19 protein-coding genes are annotated in these 20,068 nt (G+C 61.4%); 13 read left to right on the top strand and 6 right to left on the bottom strand.

The genetic code is table 11. From position 1 onward, the window contains the following. Positions 1-42 precede the first annotated feature (42 nt). The 5 genes from tsaD to HJ536_RS03500 are packed head-to-tail and all read left to right on the top strand — an operon-like array spanning position 43 to position 3,201. Positions 43-1,131, top strand: a complete 1,089-nt coding sequence (tsaD, locus tag HJ536_RS03520) for a tRNA (adenosine(37)-N6)-threonylcarbamoyltransferase complex transferase subunit TsaD (RefSeq protein ID WP_177156670.1) — start codon at positions 43-45, stop codon at positions 1,129-1,131. Continuing rightward, complete coding sequence (locus tag HJ536_RS03515) at positions 1,128-2,084, top strand: NAD(P)H-dependent glycerol-3-phosphate dehydrogenase (RefSeq protein ID WP_177156669.1); 957 nt, start codon at positions 1,128-1,130, stop codon at positions 2,082-2,084. The genes tsaD and HJ536_RS03515 overlap by 4 nt, the downstream gene beginning before the upstream one ends. Further along, complete coding sequence (locus HJ536_RS03510) at positions 2,084-2,356, top strand: YciI family protein (protein WP_177156668.1); 273 nt, start codon at positions 2,084-2,086, stop codon at positions 2,354-2,356. Before HJ536_RS03515 ends, HJ536_RS03510 begins: the two co-directional genes overlap by 1 nt. Continuing rightward, a complete protein-coding gene (locus HJ536_RS03505) occupies positions 2,356-2,778 on the top strand; it encodes an EVE domain-containing protein (RefSeq protein ID WP_177156667.1) in 423 nt (140 codons plus the stop codon). The genes HJ536_RS03510 and HJ536_RS03505 overlap by 1 nt, the downstream gene beginning before the upstream one ends. A 27-nt stretch (positions 2,779-2,805) precedes the next feature. Further along, a complete protein-coding gene (locus tag HJ536_RS03500; RefSeq protein ID WP_177156666.1) occupies positions 2,806-3,201 on the top strand; it encodes a DUF1761 domain-containing protein in 396 nt (131 codons plus the stop codon). Positions 3,202-3,357: 156 nt separating this feature from the next. On the opposite strand, the gene HJ536_RS03495 is transcribed toward HJ536_RS03500, so the two are convergent. The 4 genes from HJ536_RS03495 to ahcY all read right to left on the bottom strand — a co-directional run bounded on the left by HJ536_RS03495 (position 3,358) and on the right by ahcY (position 6,688). Next, positions 3,358-4,017: a hypothetical protein gene (locus HJ536_RS03495; protein ID WP_177156665.1), complete on the bottom strand. Its 660-nt coding sequence runs from the start codon at positions 4,015-4,017 to the stop codon at positions 3,358-3,360. Positions 4,018-4,081: 64 nt separating this feature from the next. Then, the gene (locus HJ536_RS03490; protein ID WP_177156664.1) at positions 4,082-4,423 is read right to left on the bottom strand and encodes a DUF2853 family protein; all 342 of its coding nucleotides are present in this window, start codon (positions 4,421-4,423) and stop codon (positions 4,082-4,084) included. Positions 4,424-4,588: 165 nt separating this feature from the next. Next, entirely contained in the window at positions 4,589-5,152 is a 564-nt protein-coding gene (locus HJ536_RS03485; RefSeq protein ID WP_177156663.1) for a PRC-barrel domain-containing protein, read from the bottom strand. A 147-nt stretch (positions 5,153-5,299) separates the two neighbouring features. After that, complete coding sequence (ahcY, locus tag HJ536_RS03480) at positions 5,300-6,688, bottom strand: adenosylhomocysteinase (protein WP_177156662.1); 1,389 nt, start codon at positions 6,686-6,688, stop codon at positions 5,300-5,302. A gap of 575 nt (positions 6,689-7,263) precedes the next feature. On the opposite strand from ahcY, the gene HJ536_RS03475 reads away from it, so the two are divergent. Then, positions 7,264-7,857 (top strand): HD domain-containing protein, encoded by a 594-nt coding sequence (locus HJ536_RS03475; protein WP_177156661.1) that lies wholly within the window; start codon positions 7,264-7,266, stop codon positions 7,855-7,857. Here HJ536_RS03475 and HJ536_RS03470 read toward each other — a convergent pair. After that, positions 7,850-8,401, bottom strand: coding sequence for an ActR/PrrA/RegA family redox response regulator transcription factor (locus HJ536_RS03470; RefSeq protein ID WP_176852415.1), 552 nt, complete (start codon positions 8,399-8,401; stop codon positions 7,850-7,852). The genes HJ536_RS03475 and HJ536_RS03470 overlap by 8 nt on opposite strands. A 77-nt stretch (positions 8,402-8,478) precedes the next feature. After that, positions 8,479-9,105, bottom strand: coding sequence for an SCO family protein (locus HJ536_RS03465; protein ID WP_177156660.1), 627 nt, complete (start codon positions 9,103-9,105; stop codon positions 8,479-8,481). A 91-nt stretch (positions 9,106-9,196) separates the two neighbouring features. Between HJ536_RS03465 and regB the strand changes: the two genes are divergently transcribed. The 7 genes from regB to addA all read left to right on the top strand — a co-directional run bounded on the left by regB (position 9,197) and on the right by addA (position 20,054). Further along, positions 9,197-10,585, top strand: a complete 1,389-nt coding sequence (regB, locus tag HJ536_RS03460; protein ID WP_176852417.1) for a sensor histidine kinase RegB — start codon at positions 9,197-9,199, stop codon at positions 10,583-10,585. Between the two features lie 71 nt (positions 10,586-10,656). Next, positions 10,657-11,676 (top strand): PAS-domain containing protein, encoded by a 1,020-nt coding sequence (locus tag HJ536_RS03455; protein WP_177156659.1) that lies wholly within the window; start codon positions 10,657-10,659, stop codon positions 11,674-11,676. Continuing rightward, on the top strand, positions 11,660-12,121 hold the full coding sequence (tsaE, locus tag HJ536_RS03450) for a tRNA (adenosine(37)-N6)-threonylcarbamoyltransferase complex ATPase subunit type 1 TsaE (protein WP_177156658.1): 462 nt from the start codon (positions 11,660-11,662) through the stop codon (positions 12,119-12,121). Before HJ536_RS03455 ends, tsaE begins: the two co-directional genes overlap by 17 nt. After that, positions 12,118-13,062 carry an aminoglycoside phosphotransferase family protein gene (locus HJ536_RS03445; protein ID WP_338082404.1) on the top strand — a complete coding sequence of 315 codons (945 nt, stop codon included), beginning with the start codon at positions 12,118-12,120 and terminating at the stop codon, positions 13,060-13,062. The genes tsaE and HJ536_RS03445 overlap by 4 nt, the downstream gene beginning before the upstream one ends. Beyond that, positions 13,059-13,748, top strand: a complete 690-nt coding sequence (locus HJ536_RS03440; RefSeq protein ID WP_177156656.1) for a nucleotidyltransferase family protein — start codon at positions 13,059-13,061, stop codon at positions 13,746-13,748. Before HJ536_RS03445 ends, HJ536_RS03440 begins: the two co-directional genes overlap by 4 nt. Continuing rightward, positions 13,735-16,692, top strand: coding sequence for a double-strand break repair protein AddB (gene addB, locus HJ536_RS03435; RefSeq protein WP_228028614.1), 2,958 nt, complete (start codon positions 13,735-13,737; stop codon positions 16,690-16,692). The genes HJ536_RS03440 and addB overlap by 14 nt, the downstream gene beginning before the upstream one ends. Beyond that, on the top strand, positions 16,689-20,054 hold the full coding sequence (gene addA / locus HJ536_RS03430; protein ID WP_177156655.1) for a double-strand break repair helicase AddA: 3,366 nt from the start codon (positions 16,689-16,691) through the stop codon (positions 20,052-20,054). Before addB ends, addA begins: the two co-directional genes overlap by 4 nt. Positions 20,055-20,068: the final 14 nt, after the last annotated feature.

Below are 20,068 nucleotides of genomic sequence, written 5' to 3'. Positions count from 1 at the left end.
AGTGCTACCCCGTGACAAACGGCCCTGCAATGAAAGAGACAGATGTCCGACCTGACGATCCTTGGAATCGAGAGCAGCTGTGACGATACCGGCGCCGCCATCGTGCGCGGCACGGCGGGGAATGCGCGCGTGTTGTCCAACATCGTGATGGGGCAGGCGGAACTGCACGCGGCCTTTGGCGGCGTCGTTCCCGAGATTGCCGCCCGCGCCCATGCCGAAAAGGTCGATCTGGCCGTCAAACAGGCCCTGTCCGAGGCAATGGTCTCCCTGTCCGAGGTTGACGCAATCGCCGTCACTGCGGGCCCCGGCTTGATCGGCGGCGTGCTGTCCGGCGTCATGTGCGCCAAGGGGATCGCGGCCGCTTTGGGCAAGCCCTTGGTCGGGGTGAACCATCTGGCGGGCCACGCGTTGACCCCGCGTTTGACCGATGGGCTGACTTATCCCTATATGATGCTGCTGGTCTCGGGCGGGCACTGCCAATTCCTGATCGTACGCGGGCCGGACGAATTTATCCGCGTTGGCGGCACCATCGACGACGCCCCCGGCGAGGCCTTTGACAAAGTCGCCCGCCTGCTGGCGCTGCCCCAACCCGGTGGCCCCTCGGTCGAGGCACGGGCGCGTGATGGCGATCCGAAACGGTTCCGCTTCCCCCGTCCGCTCTTGGACCGCGAGGGCTGCGACATGTCTTATTCGGGTCTGAAAACCGCAGTCCTGCGCGCGCGGGACGAGGTGATGACCGACAACACCCTGACCGCCCAAGACCAAGCCGATCTCTGCGCTGGCTTCCAAGAGGCCGTCACCGCCGTTCTGGCCGAGAAAACCCGCCGCGCTCTGCGGGTCTACATGGAGCTGAACCCCAGCCAGCCCATGATCGCCGTCGCAGGCGGGGTCGCCGCGAACCAAGCCATCCGAGCGGCGCTGACCACGGTCGCCGAAGAGGCAGGCGCAGGCTTCACCGCGCCACCGCTGAAACTGTGCACCGACAACGGCGCGATGATCGCCTATGCGGGCTTGGAACGGTTCGCTTTGGGCGAGACCGACGACATGACCCTGCAAGCCCGCCCGCGCTGGCCTTTGGACAAGAAATCCGCGCCCATGATCGGCAGCGGCAAAAAGGGAGCCAAAGCATGAGCGTTTCGGTTCTGGGGGCAGGGGCGTTCGGCACCGCCTTGGCGATTACTCTGGCCGAGCGCGGTGTTACCCTGTGGGCCCGCGATGCCGAGGCCGCCGCCGCCATGCAAGAAACCCGCGAAAACGCCACGCGGCTCAAGGGCATTCACCTGCCCGATGGCCTGACCGTCACCAGCGATCTGGCCGCCGCCTGCGCCGCCGACACGATCCTCATGGCCGTCCCGATGCAGTCCACCGCCGCCTTTGTCGCCGAGAATGCGGACCTTCTGCGGGGCAAAGCTCTGGTCGCGTGTTCCAAAGGCGTCGACCTGACCAGCCTGCGCGGCCCGACCGCCATTCTAGCCGAAGTCACGCGGTCTCCTGCCATTCTGACCGGCCCCAGCTTTGCCGTGGATATCGCACGGGGGCTGCCGACCGCGCTGACGCTGGCATGCAAGAACCCGATCCTTGGCGAAGAACTGCAGGAAACGCTGACCACGCCAACCATCCGCCTCTATCGCAGCACTGACCCTGTCGGCGCGGAACTGGGGGGCGCGCTGAAAAATGTTATCGCCATCGCGGCGGGGGCTGTGATGGGTGCGGGCCTTGGGGAATCTGCCCGCGCAGCCCTGATCACCCGCGGATTCACCGAAATGATGCGGATCGCCAGCCCTCTTGGCGCGGTTCCCGAAACGCTGATGGGTCTGTGCGGGCTTGGCGATCTGACGCTGACCTGCACCTCGCCGACCAGCCGCAACTATGCCTATGGCTTCGCGCTGGGGCAGGGTGCGGACTATGACCCGACCATCACCGTCGAAGGCGCCGCGACCGCCCGCGCCTTGGCACGTCTGGCCAATGACAAAGGCATCGACATGCCGATCACCTCGGTGGTTGCGGCGCTGGTCGAAGGCCGTCTAGATGTATCGCAGGGCATGCAAAAGCTGCTGTCCCGCCCATTGAAAGAGGAAATCTGATGCTGTTTGCCCTGACCGCCCGTGACAAAGCCGACGCCCTCGAGGTTCGCAAAGCCAACCGCGACGCGCACCTTGCCTACATCAAAGACACCGGCGTCGTCGCCCAAGCCGGCCCTCTGCTGGATGCCGCAGGCGAGATGTGCGGATCGCTGGTCATTCTGGACGTCGAGGACATGGACGCAGCGCAGGCTTGGGCCGCAGGCGACCCCTACAAAGCTGCTGATCTGTTCGAGTCCGTCGAAATCATCGCGTGGAAAAAGGTCATCGGCTGATGCGCTACTGGCTGTTCAAATCCGAGCCTGACGCCTGGTCCTGGGCCATGCAGGTCGCCAAAGGGGACGCGGGCGAGGAGTGGAACGGCGTGCGCAACTACCAAGCGCGGAACTTCATGCGCGAGATGAAGGTAGGGGACCTCGGGTTCTTCTACCACTCGCAAAAGGACAAAGCGATTGTCGGGGTGGTCGAGGTGATCACCGAGAGCCATCCCGACAGCACCACCGATGATCCACGCTGGGACTGCGTGAATATCAAGGCCGTTGGCCCCTTGGCCCGCCCTGTCACCTTGGATCAGGTCAAAGCGGACGAGCGTCTGGCGAAAATGGCGCTGGTGAAACAGTCCCGCCTGTCGGTGCAGCCCGTCACCGACGACGAATGGAAAATCCTCTGTGCCTTGGGGGGATTCGAGGTAGCCTGACCGCATCACGCGATCAGGAGACCCGATATGGGCATTTTATCTGTTCTTATTGCTGCGGCCGCCGCCTGGGTGTTTGGCGCCGTTTATTACATGACACTGTCCAAGCACTGGCTGGCTGCTGTCGGCTTTCCCATGGATGAAAACGGTAAACCCAAGGGGAACGGCAGCATGATGCCCTTTGCCCTGTCGGCGCTGGCGATGCTGCTGGTCGCGGGCATGATGCGCCACATCTTTGCGTCCTCTGGCGTGACGACCGTTGGCGCGGGGCTGGTGTCAGGCCTTGGCATCGGGCTGTTTTTCATCGCCCCGTGGATCATGATCAACAACGCCTATGCGATGCGCCCGTTCAAGCTGACCATCATTGACGGCGGCTATGCAGTGATTGGATCTGCCCTGATCGGCGCAATTCTGACCCTGTTCTAATTCGAAGCGGGGTCCGGCCAGCCTGTGGCCGAACCCCTTTCCCCACATGCTCCCACACACGCGATGGATCGGTTCGGCCATTCTAGCCCTGTTGAGATATGAATAGACCGTACGCTGCCCCCATCGCAAATGAATAGAACGGGGCATTTTAGTCGATTACAGATCCAATCCGAACATCCACCCCATAAGCAGCCCGGCCATTAACGTCAGGCCATACTTCGCGTACCACTCGGCACTGTGTTTCTGAGGCTGGTCGCGTCTTTCCTTGAACGTTGGCAACCAGCTAATCGGCACAACGATCATGATGGCCGTTAATAGCACGTCGTTATTCGTCATCAGAATAAAAACACAAAACGCCGGAGCAAGAACCGGATAAGCCATCGCCCAAACCCGCCGCCACCCTTTTGAGGGGTCAAGCGCGTTCGGCCCCTCGTACAACGCGGCCACCTCTGGTGTCGCAGGGCGCGCGAACACGCCTTGGATCGTTCCGAAAACAACAAATACGAAGAGCCATTTTACTGTGAGCTCAGGACGCGCCATTCCATCAAGCAGATCGAAAACACACAGAAAAGCCGCGAGCCAGACGCCTTTTCCGGCGCCATAAATCACCCTGTGGATCGAGAAACCCTTGGGCAGATCAATGCTCCAGTCTGCGCCCCGCGACATCGCCAGACACATCAAAAAGGCCAATATTCCTGCGGCCGCCAAAGCAGGATCACCGCGATGCCCAGACCACAGAGCGAGCCCCCAACCGAGCAGGAAGAATAACGGCGAAGCCAGACACGCGGTGAGATAAGGGTTCTTGCGGAAATTCATTGGACCAAACGGCAAGGAGCGGCCCCCGAATTGGCCCGCTCCAAGAGTTTAAAGCCCTGAGAAATCAGCCGTAAATCGCTTCTTTTCCGAAATGTTTGACAAGTAGGTAATACATGACCGCGCGGTATTTGTTGCGCTCGGAGCGGCCATAGGTCTCTACCGCCGACTGGATCGCATCCATCAGCTCGGGGCCGTCAGACAGGCCCAGTTTCTTGATCAGGAAGTTCTTTTTGACCGTCTCCAGCTCTGCCTCTTGGCTGGCGGCAACGGTCGATGCATCTGCATTGTAAATCGAAGGGCCGCACCCGATGGTGACCTTGGTCAGCAGGTCCATATCCGGCTCCATGCCGCATTTGGCCTTTAGGTCATCGGCATACTTGGCAATCAAATCGTCACGCTTTCCCATTCTCACTCTCCCCGTCAGGCGAACAGAACGCCTTCGCTTCATGGTTGCACGGGAACCGTAAGAGCGTGATTGCCTTTCCGACAAGAAAAAAAGGGTAAACGTAGGGTTAACCATACGAAGAGGGGCGCACCGGATGGCACGCCCCTGCTTTCCGCAAAGCGGAGATTACGAATTATCGGGGGTGATGGTCTGGGTGCCGACCATAGCGTCCGCAATCACCATATCGTCGGGCAGGCTTTCCAGTCCGCTCTCGTCAATCTGGGGCAGCTGTTTCAGGGCTTCGGCGTCGCTTGCCAGAACCAGCTTCTCGTCCTCGGTCACGGTGAAATCGCTCAGGGGCAGAGCAACGGTGTACTCACCCAGACCCAGGAAACCACCGATACCAATCACGGCCTCTACACCGGTATCGCCAGCGATCACATAGTCGATCTCGCCGACATCATCACCGTTGATCGACTCGACCTCCATGCCGATGACGTCGCCGACAGTTTTCTGGGCCAGCGCCATCTCGGTGTCCGAACCCATCGGGGTCATGGGGGTAGCATCGGCCTGAACGCCCATATCGGTGGTGGTGCCGATCGCGGTGTTCTGGTCAGCAGGCTGCTCCATCATCACCTGACCGTCGATTTCGGTCTGCGACTTCATCTCGGTCGAGGCGGTTTCGGCAATTGCAGCACCGGTCATCAGGGCGGTTGCAGCGGCGGTCATCATCATTGCTTTAAAGGTCATAATCTAACTCCTTCTCCATATGCATGGTGTGACCGGACAACCAAAAAACCCCGGAGGAAGTTTCCACCGGGGTCCTGTGCCGCTCAAAATGGCGGTAAATCGCTGTTTTCTCGGGGGCGGCCCGTGCGGGTTCCCGCCGAGGACCGGTTAGTAACGGTAATGTTCGGGCTTGAAGGGGCCTTCGGGGGTCACGCCGATGTAATCCGCCTGATCCTTGTTCAGGGTGGTCAGCTTCACGCCGATACGGTCGAGGTGCAGACGCGCCACCTTTTCATCCAGATGCTTGGGCAGGATGTAGACCTTGTTGTCGTACTCGCCGCCTTTGGTCCACAGCTCGATCTGGGCCAGAACCTGGTTGGTGAACGACGCCGACATCACGAAAGAGGGGTGACCGGTCGCGTTGCCAAGGTTCAAGAGACGACCCTCGGACAGCAGGATGATCTTGTTGCCGCTCGGCATCTCGATCATGTCCACCTGTTCTTTGATGTTGGTCCACTTGTGGTTCCGCAGGTTGGCAACCTGAATTTCGTTGTCGAAGTGACCGATGTTGCCAACGATCGCCATGTTCTTCATCTCGCGCATGTGCTCGATGCGGATGACGTCTTTGTTGCCGGTGGTGGTGATGAAGATGTCAGCCGAGGCCACGACATCCTCAAGCAGGACAACCTCGAAGCCGTCCATTGCCGCCTGAAGCGCGCAGATCGGGTCTACTTCGGTAACCTTAACACGGGCACCCGCGCCGCGCAGCGATGCCGCCGAGCCTTTGCCCACGTCGCCATAGCCACAGACCACAGCCACTTTGCCGGCCATCATCACGTCGGTCGCGCGGCGGATGCCGTCAACCAGCGACTCTTTGCAGCCGTACTTGTTGTCGAACTTCGATTTGGTGACCGAGTCATTCACGTTGATAGCAGGGAAGGGCAGTTGGCCGTCGCGCACCAGTTGGTACAGACGGTTCACGCCGGTGGTGGTTTCCTCGGACACGCCTTTGATCTGGTCGCGCACTTTGGTGAACCAACCGGGGCTCTGTGCCATGCGCTTTTTGATCTGCGCTTTGATGACTTCTTCTTCCTCGGACGAGGGGACGGGGATGATGTCCTCGCCTGCTTCGGCGCGGGCGCCAAGCAGAACATAGAGGGTCGCATCACCGCCATCGTCGAGGATCATGTTCGGGCCGTCTTCGAACATGAACGACTTGTCGAGGTAGTCCCAATGCTCTTCAAGGGTCTGACCTTTGATCGCGAAAACGGGGATGCCCGCTTTGGCGATGGCCGCTGCCGCGTGATCCTGGGTCGAGAAGATGTTGCACGACGCCCAACGGACGTCCGCGCCCAAGGCTGCCAGCGTTTCAATCAGAACTGCGGTCTGGATGGTCATGTGCAGCGAACCGACGATGCGCGCGCCCTTCAGGGGCTGGCTGGCACCGTATTCTTCGCGCAGAGCCATCAGGCCCGGCATTTCGGTTTCTGCGATGTCGAGTTCTTTGCGACCGAAGTCGGCCAGCGAAATGTCCTTGACGATGTAGTCGTTAGCCATGGGTGGCGTCTCCTTCGATCTAACGTCTTTGGCCGTGCAGATAGCACCCGTAGCCCATACCGACAATGCACATGAAAAACTGCATTTTTACTGTTCCATTTTTGGAAACAATATCCTAAAGTGTAGGTGCGATGTGAAGCATCGTGATCTGCATCGGAAATACGTTTAGTTGTTGTTTTAGTATACCCTATCACCCAAAAAACGGTTTTACAGAATACGGAGGCTGCCAGCTTTATTCTACCAATTTGCGAAACAGTTGCACCCCCATGCACTGTTCATTCAGATCCGGAAATCGGTGAATTGGTTACCCCCAAGTACTAATCCACCAATTTTTTATGAGTCCCTTTGCGTTTTTCGAGTGTTGTCTCGGATCTGGTTGATCGTTCTTGCGGGAAATTTTTGCCCGCACACGAATAGCAAATTGATACCGCGGGTCAGGGCCGGTTCAGATTACGACCATCCCGACTAAGTTAACGAGTGTTTGTTTTCTACTCATGGCGCGGCTCGGCAGCACCGCGCCATTTTCTTTTGCCTTCTGTGCCCCTATTCATTTCGAAACCACCACAGGAGCGCACATGCCCCAGCCACCCAGAGCCTGGCAAAGGATGCTATCAGGTCGCCGCTTGGACCTGCTGGACCCCACCCCCATGGATATCGAGGTCGAGGACATCGCCCACGGGCTGGCCTTTGTCGCGCGGTGGAACGGGCAGACGATCGGGGATTATGCCTATTCGGTTGCCGAGCATTCCTTGTTGGTGGAGCGGATTTATACCCTGCAAAACCCCAAAACCCCCGCGAAATGGCAGTTGGCAGCGCTACTGCACGACGCGCCGGAATACGTCATCGGGGACATGATCTCGCCGGTGAAAGCTGCTGTGGGGCCGTCCTATTCCGAACTGGACGCACGGTTAACGGCCGCGATCCACATCCGGTTCGGCCTGCCAGCCATTCTGCCAAAGACGGTGAAGGCCGCGATCAAGCGCGCCGACAAAGTCAGCGCATGGCTCGAGGCGGTGAAAATCGCGGGGTTCCAAGAGGCCGAGGCGAACAAGCTGTTCGGTCGCCCCGCGTCCGACGTGCTGGACCAGATCAGCATCGACCTGCGCCCGCCGGTTCAGGTGCGCGCGGATTACACCGCGCGACACGCGGAGCTGTTGGCGCTTATTTAGGCGACCGCTTCGCCAGAATGCGCTGCAAGGTACGGCGGTGCATGTTCAAACGGCGCGCGGTTTCCGACACGTTGCGGTCGCACAGCTCGTAAACGCGCTGGATATGCTCCCACCGGACGCGATCCGCGCTCATCGGGTTTTCCGGCGGCGGCGGCAGTTCGTCATTCGTGGCGAGCAGGGCGTTGGTGATGTCGGTCGCATCCGCAGGTTTCGACAAATAGTCGGTCGCCCCGATTTTCACCGCAGCAACTGCGGTCGCGATGGCCCCATACCCCGTCAGAACCACGATGCGAGAGTCCGGGCGCTTGTCACGCAGGGTTTCAACCACATCGAGGCCATTTCCGTCTTCGAGCCGCAAATCAACCACCGCATAGGCCGGAGGACGCGCGGTTGCCACGGCCTTGCCCCCCGCGACAGAGTCCGCCGTTTCCACCAGAAACCCGCGTTTTTCCATCGCCTTGGCCAGTCGTTTCAGGAACGGCTCGTCATCGTCAACCAAGAGCAGTGTCTTGTCTTCACCGAGATCCAGCTGCGCTTCTGCCATTGTAACCTCCCCACCCAATTACAGGCCTTTATTTGTTTGTATGCTGTAGGTGTGTATGCGTCAAACCTTCGCAGCGACTACATAGCGTCTAGAAAACACTGCATTCCGTCGGCCATCTGTTCGGGACTCAGGTCGCGGCGATAGAATTCGACGAAACCATCCTGCGGCAGAACCAGATAGCTGAAGGTCGAGTGATCCATCAGGTACCATTCGGGATCTTCGGCGTCGTTCTTCTTGTAATAGGTGCGGTAGGCTTGGCTGGCCGCTTTGACCTGCTCGGCGCTGCCGGTCAGACCCAGCATGTCAGGGTGGATATTGGCGGTGAAGTCCTTGACCACCTCGGGCGTATCCCGCGCCGGGTCGATCGAGATAAAGACCGGCTGCACATCATACCCGCGCTCTTTCAGAATATCGACGGCGTCCGCGTTCCGCACCGTGTCAAAGGGGCAAACGTCGGGGCAGAAGGTATAGCCGAAATACAGCAGGGACGGGCGCTGGATCACATCCTGATCCGTGACCGTCTTGCCGTTTTCATCGACCAGTTCAAAGGGGCCGCCGATCTGCCCGGCTCCGCCAGCGACCGCGCTGGTCCGGCACTCTGCGAATTTGTCGTCGGCGTTGCCGCGGGTCAGCACGAAAGCCGCTGTACCTCCGACCACTGCCACCACTGCGGCCGCGGCCCCGATTGCCAATGCTTTCTGCATACCCGTCTCCTTTATCAAAACGTGCCGTTGATCCCAAAACCTGCGGCCCGTAACAATGGTTTACCTTGTCGCAACCCATTTAGGCATCGCCATGGCAGATACCAGCCTGTTCCCGACCGGTTTCGGTGGTCGTAACCACTTTGTCCGTCTTCGTACCATGATCCTGCTGCGATGGCTCGCGATAGGAGGGCAGCTGGGGGCGATTATCGTCGCCCAATGGATGTACGGCCTACAGCTGGAGATCGGCTTGTGTTTTATGGCTGTCGGCGTATCGGTGATCGGCAACCTGATCTCTTTGTTCGTGTTTCCCCAGAACAAGCGCCTGTCAGAGACCGAGAATTTCCTGATGGTGCTGTTCGACATCCTGCAGTTGGGGTTCCTGCTGTACCTGACGGGCGGACTGCACAACCCCTTTGCGCTGCTGATCCTTGGGCCGGTGACGGTGTCCTCGGCGGTGATGGGGCTGCGGTCGTTCCTGCTGCTGGGGGTCACTGCGGTGGTCGTTGTGACCTTTCTGGCGAAATACCACATTCTGCTCCACACGCAGGAGGGCGAGGTTCTGCGCGTGCCCGACCTGTTTGTCTTTGGCACGTGGGTCGCGATTGTGATCGGGGTGATGTTTCTGGGCCTGTATGCGCGGCGCGTGACGTCCGAGATGCACACCATGTCCGATGCCTTGCAGGCCACCCAGATGGCCTTGGCGCGTGAACAGAAGCTGACCGACCTTGGCGGCGTGGTGGCTGCGGCGGCCCACGAACTGGGCACCCCCTTGGCGACGATCAAGCTGACCAGCGCCGAGCTGGCCGAAGAGCTGGACGACCGTCCCGACCTGCAAGAGGACGCTCTTTTGATCCGCGAACAGGCCGACCGCTGCCGCGATATCCTGCGGTCCATGGGCCGCGCGGGCAAAGACGACCTGCACCTGCGCCAGGCTCCCCTGACCACCGTTCTGGAAGAGGCCGCCGAGCCCCACCGCGACCGTGGCTCCAGCCTGATCTTCGACTGGCCCCCCGAGGGCGAAGAGGATGCCCCCGCCATCCTGCGCCGCCCCGAACTGATCCACGGCATCCGCAATCTGGTGCAGAACGCTGTGGACTTCTCGCGCTCCAAGGTATGGATCGAGGCCCGCTGGACCGAAAACACCATCACCGTCCGCATCATCGACGACGGCCAAGGCTACCCCGTCAGCATCATCGGCCGGATTGGCGATCCCTTTGTCCGCCGCCGCCGCGCCGAGCGCGATATCAGCCAGCGCCCCGAATACGAGGGCATGGGTTTGGGCCTTTTCATCGCCAAAACGTTACTAGAACGTTTAGGCGCAGAGTTGACTTTTGCTAACGGCTCCGACCCCTTGGACCCCGAATCGATTGGGGTGGAACAATGTGGTGCGATCGTCGAAGTGATCCTTCCACGGGCAAATCTTGAGGCTTCTCGTAACGAATTTGCAAAAATTGGGGTTGAAAACCCGCGATTCCAATAATTTTCGCAACTAGATAGTTGCACTAACGATTTTCCCCTTTAACGTGTATTCATCTCGTAAGGGGAATTTCAATGCCACCTTTGCCACCGCATCTTATTCTAGTTCTTGTGGCCTCATCCATTCTGGCAGGCGCTTTGGCCGCCCTCGCCATTCTGATTGCCACCCAAGGCAGCGATCACGCTGATGCCAAATCGGACCATGCAACCGACGGGCAGAATGCGGATGATTTATCCGCCCTGCAGGCGGGCCTCGGGCAGGGCGCTGATCTGGGGACGGGCCTTATTCAGACCTTGACCAAGACCTTTGCGCAGCTTTCGGTTGGCATCGCCATATTCGACAAGGACAGCCGCCTGATCCTCTATAATCCGGCGCTGATGGACCTGTCCTCGCTTCCCCTTGAAATCCTGAGCCGCCGTCCCCGACTGTTCGACTTCTTTGACCAGCTCCGTGTTCAGGGCATCCTGCCCGAACCGCGTGACTATGGAAAATGGCGGGACCAATTTGCGCAACTCGGCACCAATTCCGTCGACATGATCGAGGAATTATGGAGCCTGTCCTCGGGCCTGACCTACCGCGTGACGGCTCAAGCCTTCCGCAATGGCAGCATGTCCCTGATGATCGAGGATATCTCGAACGAACTCAGCGCCACTCGCGGCATCCGCGCCCGCGTGCGCCAGAATGAATCGATCCTGAACAGCATCGACGAGCCGCTCTGCGTCTTCTCGGGCACCGGGCATCTGTCATTCTCGAACCGCGCGTTCAAAGAGCGTTGGGGCAACCACGAGACCCGCAAAATCGGCCGCCTGCGCGATGCGATCGGTCAATGGCAGCTGGACACCACCGCGACACCCCAATGGAACAAGCTTGCCGCCTATTCCGAACAACTGGAAAACCGCAATGAATGGAGCTTTGACACCGCGTTCCACGACGGGGACAGCTATTCTGTGCGCGTGAACCCGGTGACGGGCGGCGGAACGATGCTGCGGTTTCATCAGCAGGCCCCCGACAATTCTCTGTTTGAAACTGCGCACAGCAGGTTGCAGGTGGACAGCACTCGGTCCATCTTCGCAACCGATGGAACAGCTATTTGAACTCCGCAGTCCCGAGGACACCACGCGTTTCGCAGAAACGCTCGCTCCGCTCCTGAATGCGGGGGATATCATCTTGCTTGAGGGGCCGATTGGCGCCGGCAAGACCCACTTTGCCCGCTCTCTGATTCAGGCGCTGTTGCCGGAACCAGAGGACATCCCTTCGCCCACATTTACCATTGTTCAGGTCTATGACGGCCCCGACTGCGAGATTTGGCACAGCGATCTCTACCGCTTGGGTCACCCCGACGAGGCGATCGAACTAGGTCTGGACGAAGCATTCGAGGCTGCGATTTGCCTGATCGAATGGCCTGATCGGCTGGGGGATCTGCTGCCCGCTTCGGCCCTGTCGATGACGCTAGAGACCTCTGGCGATGACACCCGCACCGCGCGTCTGACGTGGTCAGACCCCGCATGGACCCCGAAAATCGAAGGGGTGGCCCTGTGACCCCAACCGAATTCCTAACGATCGCGGGCTGGCAGAATGCCGCGCGCACCCCGATGACCGGCGATGCCTCGGCCCGTCATTACGCGCGGCTGACCGACCATGGCCGTAGCGCGATCTTGATGCAGGCGCCCGACGACGGCAGCACGCCCGCGTTTCAAAAAATCGCGCGATATCTGCGGCTGAACGGTTTGGCTGCGCCCACGATCTATGCTGGACAGCCGGACCAAGGGCTGCTGCTGATCCAAGATTTCGGAGACCAGCGTTTCGCCGATATCGCTGACGCCGATCCCACCGCCGCACCGCGCCTTTACCAACTGGCCACCGATGTTCTGATCCATCTGTCGCGCATTCCTGCGATGGCAGGGCTGCCCGTCTATGACGGCAAGACGATGGCAGACCAAGCGATGCTGTTTTTCGACTGGGCACTGCCGGATCAACCCTTGCCTGATCCCGCGTTAAAAGAGCCCCTGCGGCAAGCGCTGATTACCGCCGCTCGCCCCTTTGACCGGCAGCAGCGCGTAACCATGCTGCGCGATTACCATGCGGAAAACCTGATGCTGCGCTCTGAAACCGGGCTGGCCGCCGCTGGCCTTCTCGATTTCCAGGACGCGATGCAGGCCCATCCGGCTTATGATCTGGTGTCGCTGCTGCAGGACGCCCGCCGCGATGTGGACCCCCAGATCGAGCAGGACATGACGTTCCGCTACATGGCCGAAACCGACCATGACAGCACCGATTTTTACGCGGCCTACGCGCTCTATGGCACGGCCCGCGCGCTGCGCATCCTTGGCATTTTCGCCCGCCTGAACGCGCGCGATGGCAAAGCGCGCTATCTGGCCTTTGCCCCCCGTGTCCGCGCCAATCTGGAGCGCAACCTCCAGCACCCCCACCTGTCGGACATCGCCCGCGTCCTGACCCCTTGGCTGGAGGCCACCGCATGACCCTGCGCCATCCCGTGATGCTGTTTGCGGCCGGTTTCGGCACCCGCATGGGAGAGTTAACCAAGTCGCGCCCCAAGCCGCTGGTCCCCGTCGCAGACAAGCCCCTACTGGATCACGCGCTTGATCTGGTTGCGCAGGCTGGCGGCGCGCGCACCGTGGTGAACACCCACTATTTGGGCCAGAAGATCACAGATTATCTGGCAGACCGTGACATCGCGATCAGCCACGAACCGGACATTCTGGAAACCGGAGGCGGGCTGCTAAACGCGCTGCCTTTGCTGGATAGTGACGCGGTGATGACCCTGAACACGGACGCGGTGTGGGCAGGCCCCAATCCGTTAACCATGCTTCAGGCTGCATGGGACCCCGCCCGCATGGACGCGCTGCTGCTGTGCCTGCCCAAAGAGAACGCCTTGGGCCACAAAGGCGCGGGGGATTTCGTCTCGGACAACGACGGTCCTGCGCGGCGCGGCCCCGGTCTGGTTTACAGCGGCGTGCAGATTATCAAGACCGCCGGACTGCACGATATTCAGGAAAAAGCCTTTTCCCTCAATGTGCTGTGGTCGCGGATGATCGACCAGCAGCGCCTGTTTATTCTGCCCTATGACGGGCATTGGTGCGATGTGGGGCATCCCGCAGGCATCACCCTTGCCGAAGAAATGCTGAACGCCCATGGCTCTGTTTGAACCGACCTCTGGACCGCGCCTGTTCGCCCTGCCGATGGGCGTGGATTTCACCGCAGCGTTTACCAAGGGGCTGATCGCCCGCCTCGATCACCTGCCGCCCCACGAACAGGCGCGGGTCGAGGTGTATGTGAACACCGCCCGCATGCGCCGCCGCATGACCGAGATTTTCGACCAGCACGGATCGCGCCTGCTGCCCCGCATCCGCTTGATCGGAGAGCTGGCCGATCTGCCCGGTCCGAACCCAATGCCCCCTGCCGTGCCAACCCTGCGCAAACGGCTGGAACTGGTGACCCTGATCCGCCAACTGCTGGTCAGCGCGCCCGAAATCGCGCCCAGAACCGCGCTGTTTTCGCTGGCGGATTCACTGGCGGCGCTGATGGACGAAATGCAGTCCGAAGGGTGCGATCCCCAGAAGCTGCATGATCTGGACGTGACGGACCAGTCCGGCCACTGGCAGCGGGCCTTGGCCTTTGTCCGGATCGTCGAGCAATTTCTAGAGAACAGCGCCACACAGCCCGACCGGCTGGGGCGTCAGCGGATGATCGTGACCGCGCTAGAGGCTTACTGGCAGGACAACGTCCCCCAGCATCCGGTGATCATCGCGGGCTCGACAGGCTCTCGTGGGGCGACGTCGGAGTTCATGAAGATCGTCGCGGCGCTGCCCCAAGGGGCGATCGTGCTGCCTGGTTTCGACTATGACCTTCCCGGTCCTGTCTGGGACACGATGGGCGATGTCCTGACCGCCGAGGATCACCCCCAATACCGCTTCCGCAACGTGATGAACCTGCTTGGGGTGGATCACACGCAGATTCCCCTGTGGGACGCCGCCACCCCCGCCAATGATGCGCGGAACAAGCTGGTGTCGCTGGCCCTGCGACCCGCGCCCGTTACCGATGCGTGGCTGGCCGAGGGGCCGCGCCTGCCCGACCTGACCCTCGCTGCTGATGGGCTGACCCTGCTAGAGGCACCCGATCCCCGAACCGAGGCTAACGCGATCGCTCTGGTCATGCGCGAAACGATTGAACAGGGGCGCACCGCTGCCTTGGTCAGTCCCGATCCGGTGCTGAACCGCATGGTAAAGGCCGCGCTGGACCGCTGGAACCTGACCCCTGACGACTCCAAAGGCGATCTGGCGACCTTGGCCCCGCCCGGCCGTATCCTGCGGCAGGTGGCAGAGCTGTACGGCACCCGAGTGGGCGCGGATGCTCTGCTGCGGGTGCTGAAACACCCCCTGACGCACTCTGGCCACCTGCAAGAGGAAGACCCCCGCGGCAACCACCTGCGCCGGACCCGCGACATGGAGCTGGAAATCCGCCGCAAGGGCGTGGCCTATCCCGACGCCGATTGGCTGCGCAAATGGATCGTGGACCGCTACAAGGGCGAGGCGGGCACTGAAACGTGGGCCGAGTGGATCATTGATACGCTCCTGACCATCCCTGATTTCGGCGAGGCCCCCCTACAGCAATATGTCGAGGATCACATCGAACGCACCATCTGCATCGTCGCAGGCCCAGAGGGCGAAACCTCGACCCTGTGGCGCAATGCGGCGGGCCGCGTGACCAAGCCGATGATCGACGAATTCCGGCGCGAAGCCCATGTGGGCGGCGACATCACGGCCTTTGACTATGTGGGCCTGCTGCACGGGGTCCTGTCCGGCAACGAAATCCGCGACCGCGACACGGGCCACCCCATGCTGGGCATCCTTGGCACCCGCGACGTGCGGGTCGAGCAGGCCGATGTGATGATCCTGGCCGGCCTGAACGAAGGCACTTGGCCCAGTGCGCCGAAACCTGACCCGTGGCTGAACCGCGCGATGCGGGCGCGGGTGGGGCTGAACCTGCCCGAACGGCAGATCGGTCTGGCGGCCCACGACTTCCAGCAGGCGATCACCCTGCCGAACGTAGTGATCAGCCGTGCGATCCGCTCGGATGACGCCCAGACCGTGCCTTCGCGCTGGTTGAACCGTCTGACGAACCTGATGTCCGGTCTGCCCGAGAATGGTGGACGAGAGGCCTTGGCCGACATGCGCACCCGTGGCCAACGCTGGGTCCAACTGGCCGAGGCAATGGAGACGCCGGGATCGGCCCCCCGTGCGACGCGCCCCAGCCCCTGTCCGCCCATTGAGGCCCGCCCGCGCCAACTGTCTGTGACCGAGATCCAGACCCTGATCCGCGACCCTTACGCGATCTACGCCAAGCATGTGTTGAAGCTGCGCCGCCTTGATCCGTTGGGACGTGACCCGGATGCCCGCCTGCGCGGCACCGTTCTGCACCGCGTTCTGGAATTGTTCACGAAATCCGGCCCCGTGACCGGATCGGCCGAGGATAAAGAACGCCTCATGAACATCGCCGAGGACGTGCTGGAGGAAGAGGTGCCATGGACTGTCACGCGCACATTCTATCGCGGCCGGATCGAGAAATTCGCGAACTGGTTCGTGCAGGCCGAGGCCCATCGCCAGACCTATCTGGAAACCCTTGGCCGAGAGGTCGGCGGCGGGCTGACGCTGGGGGTCGGGGACTTTACCCTGATCGCCAAGGCCGACCGCATCGACAAAGACGACAAGGGACGCCTGCACCTGTTCGACTATAAAACCGGCGGCGCCCCCGCGGAAAAAGAACAGACCTATTTCGACAAGCAACTCCTGTTGATGGCGATGATGGCCGAAGAGGGCGCATTTACAGGCATCGACCCCGCCGAGGTCGCCTCGGCCACCTACATCTCGCTGCGCGACATGGAAGAGACCGCCGCCCCGCTGGAAGCCGAGCCCACGGACAAGATCAAAGGCGAATTTTTCAGCCTGCTGTCGTCCTATCGTGATGCGGACAAGGGATACACGTCCCGCCGCGCCGTGAAGAACGAGAATTTCGAGGGCGATTTCGACCATCTGGCCCGCTACGGCGAATGGGAGCCGACCGACGACGCCAACCCCGAGGTGCTGGAATGACCGCGATGAACGACGCAACCGCCCGTCAGGTGCAGGCCGCGAACCCGCACTATTCCACGTGGCTGGCCGCGAACGCAGGGTCGGGCAAAACCCGCGTGCTGACCGACCGCGTGGCACGCCTGCTGCTGACAGGGGTCGAGCCGCAGCACATCCTTTGTCTGACCTATACCAAGGCCGCCGCCTCCGAGATGCAGAACCGCCTGTTCAAGCGTCTGGGGGAATGGGCGATGCTGGACGCCGCCGCCCTGCAAAAGCAGCTCGAAGAATTGGGGGAGGCGGGAGAGATCAACGCCGAACGATTGGCCCATGCCCGCACCCTGTTCGCCCGCGCGATCGAGACGCCGGGCGGGTTGAAAATCCAGACGATCCACTCGTTCTGCGGGGGGCTCTTGCGGCGTTTCCCGTTGGAGGCCGGCGTCAGTCCCGGTTTCGCCGAGATGGAAGAACGCGGCTCTGAAATCCTGCGTATCGACGTGCTGGAGCAGATGTCAGAACAGGTGCCTGACCTCTTGGCCCGCGTCGCCGACCATCTGGACGAGAGTATGCTCGGGGGCTTCACGGCGAACGTCGTCAGCCATCTGGACCGCCTGCGCGACCATCCGGGGCGCGAGGCGATCTGGCAGACCTTTGACCTGCCCGAGGGGTATACCGAGGCTGACCTGCGCGCCGACGCCTTTATCGGTGGCGAGACAGAGCTGATCGCAGAACTGGTTCCGCTGCTGCTGGGGTCCGGCGCGAATGACAGCAAGGCAGGCGCCAAGCTGCACGGGTTTCACGTGGACAACATCGATGCCTTTGACGTGCTGGAGAACGTGCTGCTGACCGGCGCAGGGGCCAAGGAGCCCTTCAGCGCCAAGATCGACGCCTTCCCGACCAAGGGTCTGCGCACTGGCCCCGCCGCGCATCTGATGGACCGCCTGAACGCACTGATGCTGCGGATCGAGGATACCCGCGCCCGCCGCCTGTCCCTGCTGGCTGCCCGCAAGAGCCTGATCCTGCATGACTTCGCCGCGGACTTCCTGCGCCGATACGAGAGCGCCAAGCAGTTGCGGGGCGCTTTGGACTTCGACGACCTGATCCGCAAGGCGCGCTTGCTGTTAACTGATCCTGCGGTGGCGCAGTGGGTTCTGTACCGCCTTGATGGTGGGATCGACCACATTCTGGTCGACGAAGCGCAGGACACCAGCCCCCAGCAATGGGCGGTGATCGAGGCCCTCGCGCAGGAATTCACCAGCGGCGAAGGCGCGCGGTCCGACGTGGAGCGCACCATTTTCGTCGTGGGCGACAAGAAGCAGTCGATCTACAGCTTCCAAGGGGCGGACCCCGAGGCATTCGACCGGATGCAAGAGGAGTTCCGCCACAAGCTAGAGACCGTCGGCGCCCTGTTCCAATCACTAGAGTTGGAATACAGCTTCCGGTCCTCGGTCGCTGTTCTGGGCTCGGTCGATCAGGTGTTCAAGGGGCCGCTGTCCAAGCAGGTCGGTCAGGACGCCACTCACCGCGCCTTTAAATCCGCGCTGCCCGGGCGGGTCGATCTGTGGCCGTTCTACGAGGCGGACAAGGACAAAGAGGACGACACCCCTTGGTACGATCCGGTGGATCGGACCAGCGCGTCTTCGCCTGAAATCCTGCTGGCCCGCGACGTGGCCCGCGAAATCCGCCGGATGGTGGATGACAAGGTTCTGCTGCCTGACGAGGCCAAAGGCACCACCGGTCTGCGCCCCGTGCGGCCCGGTGACTTTCTGATCCTTGTGCAGAAGCGGGCAGGGGCGCTGTTCTCGGAACTCATCCGCGCGTGCAAGGTCGAGGGGCTGCCCATCGCAGGGGCCGACCGCCTGAAGGTCGGCGCGGAATTGGCGGTGCGCGATCTGGGGGCCTTGCTGGCGTTTTTGGCACTGCCAGAGGATGATCTGGCGCTGGCGACGGCGCTACGCTCGCCGCTGTTCGGCTGGACCGAGCAGGAACTCTACACGCTGGCGCATCACCGCCGCCTAAACAGCTTCCTTTATGAGGATCTGCGAGGGCGCAGTCTGGATGACCCGACCGCTGCCGTTCTGAAGGACCTACGGGACAAATCCGACTTCCTGCGTCCGTTCGATCTGATCGAACGCATCCTGACCTACCACAACGGCCGCCATAACCTGCTGTCCCGCCTTGGGGCCGAGGCAGAGGACGGCATCAATGCGCTGCTGTCCCAAGCCCTCAAGTACGAGGAGCAGAATGTTCCCGACCTGACCGGCTTCTTGACGTGGATGCAGACCGAAGACCTGACCATCAAGCGCCAGATCGACGACGCGAACGACGAAATTCGCGTGATGACCGTGCACGGGTCCAAGGGCCTTGAGGCGCCGATCGTGATCCTGCCTGACACCGGCAAGCGCAAACCGCCGGATGCGCCGCGCCTGCTGGATATGGGCGGGGCCTATGCGTGGGGCGGGAACGCCCAGACGCGGACGCACCAGATGGCAGACCTGAGCAAAGCGTCCGTGGAACGCACCGCGGACGAGAATTACCGCCTGCTCTACGTGGCGATGACGCGGGCCGAGAAGTGGCTGATCGTTGCGGGCGCCAAGGACAAGGGTAAATGGCCCGACAGCTGGTACGCCGTCTGCGAGAAGGCGATGCAGGATATGGGCGCGAAAACCCACAGCTTTGATCTGGGGCCCGGGCCGGGCCTGCGGCTGGAGCACGGGGATTGGACCAGCCTGCCGCAGATCGAGGTGCCCCTGCCCGTGAAACCCGTGGTAGAGCTGCCGCAGTACATCCACTTGGTGCCAGACGCGCCCGTGATCCCGCCGCGCCCCTTGATCGGGTCGGATCTTGGCGGGGCCAAGGCCCTGCGCGGCGAAGGTCAGGACGAGGAAACCGCCAAGACCTATGGCAGCATGGTGCACCAACTGCTTGAGGTGCTGCCGGAACACCCTCGTGACCGCTGGGAAGAGATCACCGAGCGCCTGACCACCGGCATGGACGGCGCATTGGCCGCGATGGCCGAGGGCGAGGCCATTAGCGTGCTGTCAGACCCTGATCTGGCCTACATCTTTGCGGCTGAAACGTTGGCAGAGGTTGCTCTGACTGCTCAAATCAATGGCCAGACCCTGCACGGGATCGTGGATCGCCTGATCGTGACAGACAGAAACATCGAGGTCATCGACTTCAAAACCCATCGCACAATCCCCCCGTCGCCCGACCAAACGCCAGAGGCAATCCTGCGCCAAATGGCAGCTTATTCCGAAGGGTTACGGCAGATTTACCCTGATCACGCGATCCGCGTTTCAGTGCTGTGGACGGCAGGTTCTGTGCTTATGCCGATACCGGACACTATACTTCGTGATGCGTTGAATAGGGTCGGGGTCGCTTGACGCCCCGACCCCGC

Origin of the sequence: Donghicola mangrovi, assembly GCF_013377535.1 — a bacterium.
GTDB lineage: Bacteria > Pseudomonadota > Alphaproteobacteria > Rhodobacterales > Rhodobacteraceae > Donghicola > Donghicola mangrovi.
This window is presented reverse-complemented; position numbering and strand designations above follow the sequence as displayed.

Bases quoted from the DNA above. Each gene is read 5' to 3' on its own strand.
- tsaD (WP_177156670.1), top strand. From the start codon at position 43: ATGTCCGACCTGACGATCCTTGGAATCGAGAGCAGCTGTGACGATACC.
- HJ536_RS03440 (WP_177156656.1), top strand. From the start codon at position 13,059: ATGACCCTGCGCCATCCCGTGATGCTGTTTGCGGCCGGTTTCGGCACC.
- ahcY (WP_177156662.1), bottom strand. From the start codon at position 6,688: ATGGCTAACGACTACATCGTCAAGGACATTTCGCTGGCCGACTTCGGT.
- addB (WP_228028614.1), top strand. From the start codon at position 13,735: ATGGCTCTGTTTGAACCGACCTCTGGACCGCGCCTGTTCGCCCTGCCG.
- HJ536_RS03505 (WP_177156667.1), top strand. From the start codon at position 2,356: ATGCGCTACTGGCTGTTCAAATCCGAGCCTGACGCCTGGTCCTGGGCC.
- HJ536_RS03465 (WP_177156660.1), bottom strand. From the start codon at position 9,105: ATGCAGAAAGCATTGGCAATCGGGGCCGCGGCCGCAGTGGTGGCAGTG.
- addA (WP_177156655.1), top strand. From the start codon at position 16,689: ATGACCGCGATGAACGACGCAACCGCCCGTCAGGTGCAGGCCGCGAAC.
- HJ536_RS03510 (WP_177156668.1), top strand. From the start codon at position 2,084: ATGCTGTTTGCCCTGACCGCCCGTGACAAAGCCGACGCCCTCGAGGTT.
- HJ536_RS03490 (WP_177156664.1), bottom strand. From the start codon at position 4,423: ATGGGAAAGCGTGACGATTTGATTGCCAAGTATGCCGATGACCTAAAG.
- HJ536_RS03500 (WP_177156666.1), top strand. From the start codon at position 2,806: ATGGGCATTTTATCTGTTCTTATTGCTGCGGCCGCCGCCTGGGTGTTT.
- regB (WP_176852417.1), top strand. From the start codon at position 9,197: ATGGCAGATACCAGCCTGTTCCCGACCGGTTTCGGTGGTCGTAACCAC.
- HJ536_RS03485 (WP_177156663.1), bottom strand. From the start codon at position 5,152: ATGACCTTTAAAGCAATGATGATGACCGCCGCTGCAACCGCCCTGATG.
- HJ536_RS03495 (WP_177156665.1), bottom strand. From the start codon at position 4,017: ATGAATTTCCGCAAGAACCCTTATCTCACCGCGTGTCTGGCTTCGCCG.
- tsaE (WP_177156658.1), top strand. From the start codon at position 11,660: ATGGAACAGCTATTTGAACTCCGCAGTCCCGAGGACACCACGCGTTTC.
- HJ536_RS03475 (WP_177156661.1), top strand. From the start codon at position 7,264: ATGCCCCAGCCACCCAGAGCCTGGCAAAGGATGCTATCAGGTCGCCGC.
- HJ536_RS03455 (WP_177156659.1), top strand. From the start codon at position 10,657: ATGCCACCTTTGCCACCGCATCTTATTCTAGTTCTTGTGGCCTCATCC.
- HJ536_RS03515 (WP_177156669.1), top strand. From the start codon at position 1,128: ATGAGCGTTTCGGTTCTGGGGGCAGGGGCGTTCGGCACCGCCTTGGCG.
- HJ536_RS03470 (WP_176852415.1), bottom strand. From the start codon at position 8,401: ATGGCAGAAGCGCAGCTGGATCTCGGTGAAGACAAGACACTGCTCTTG.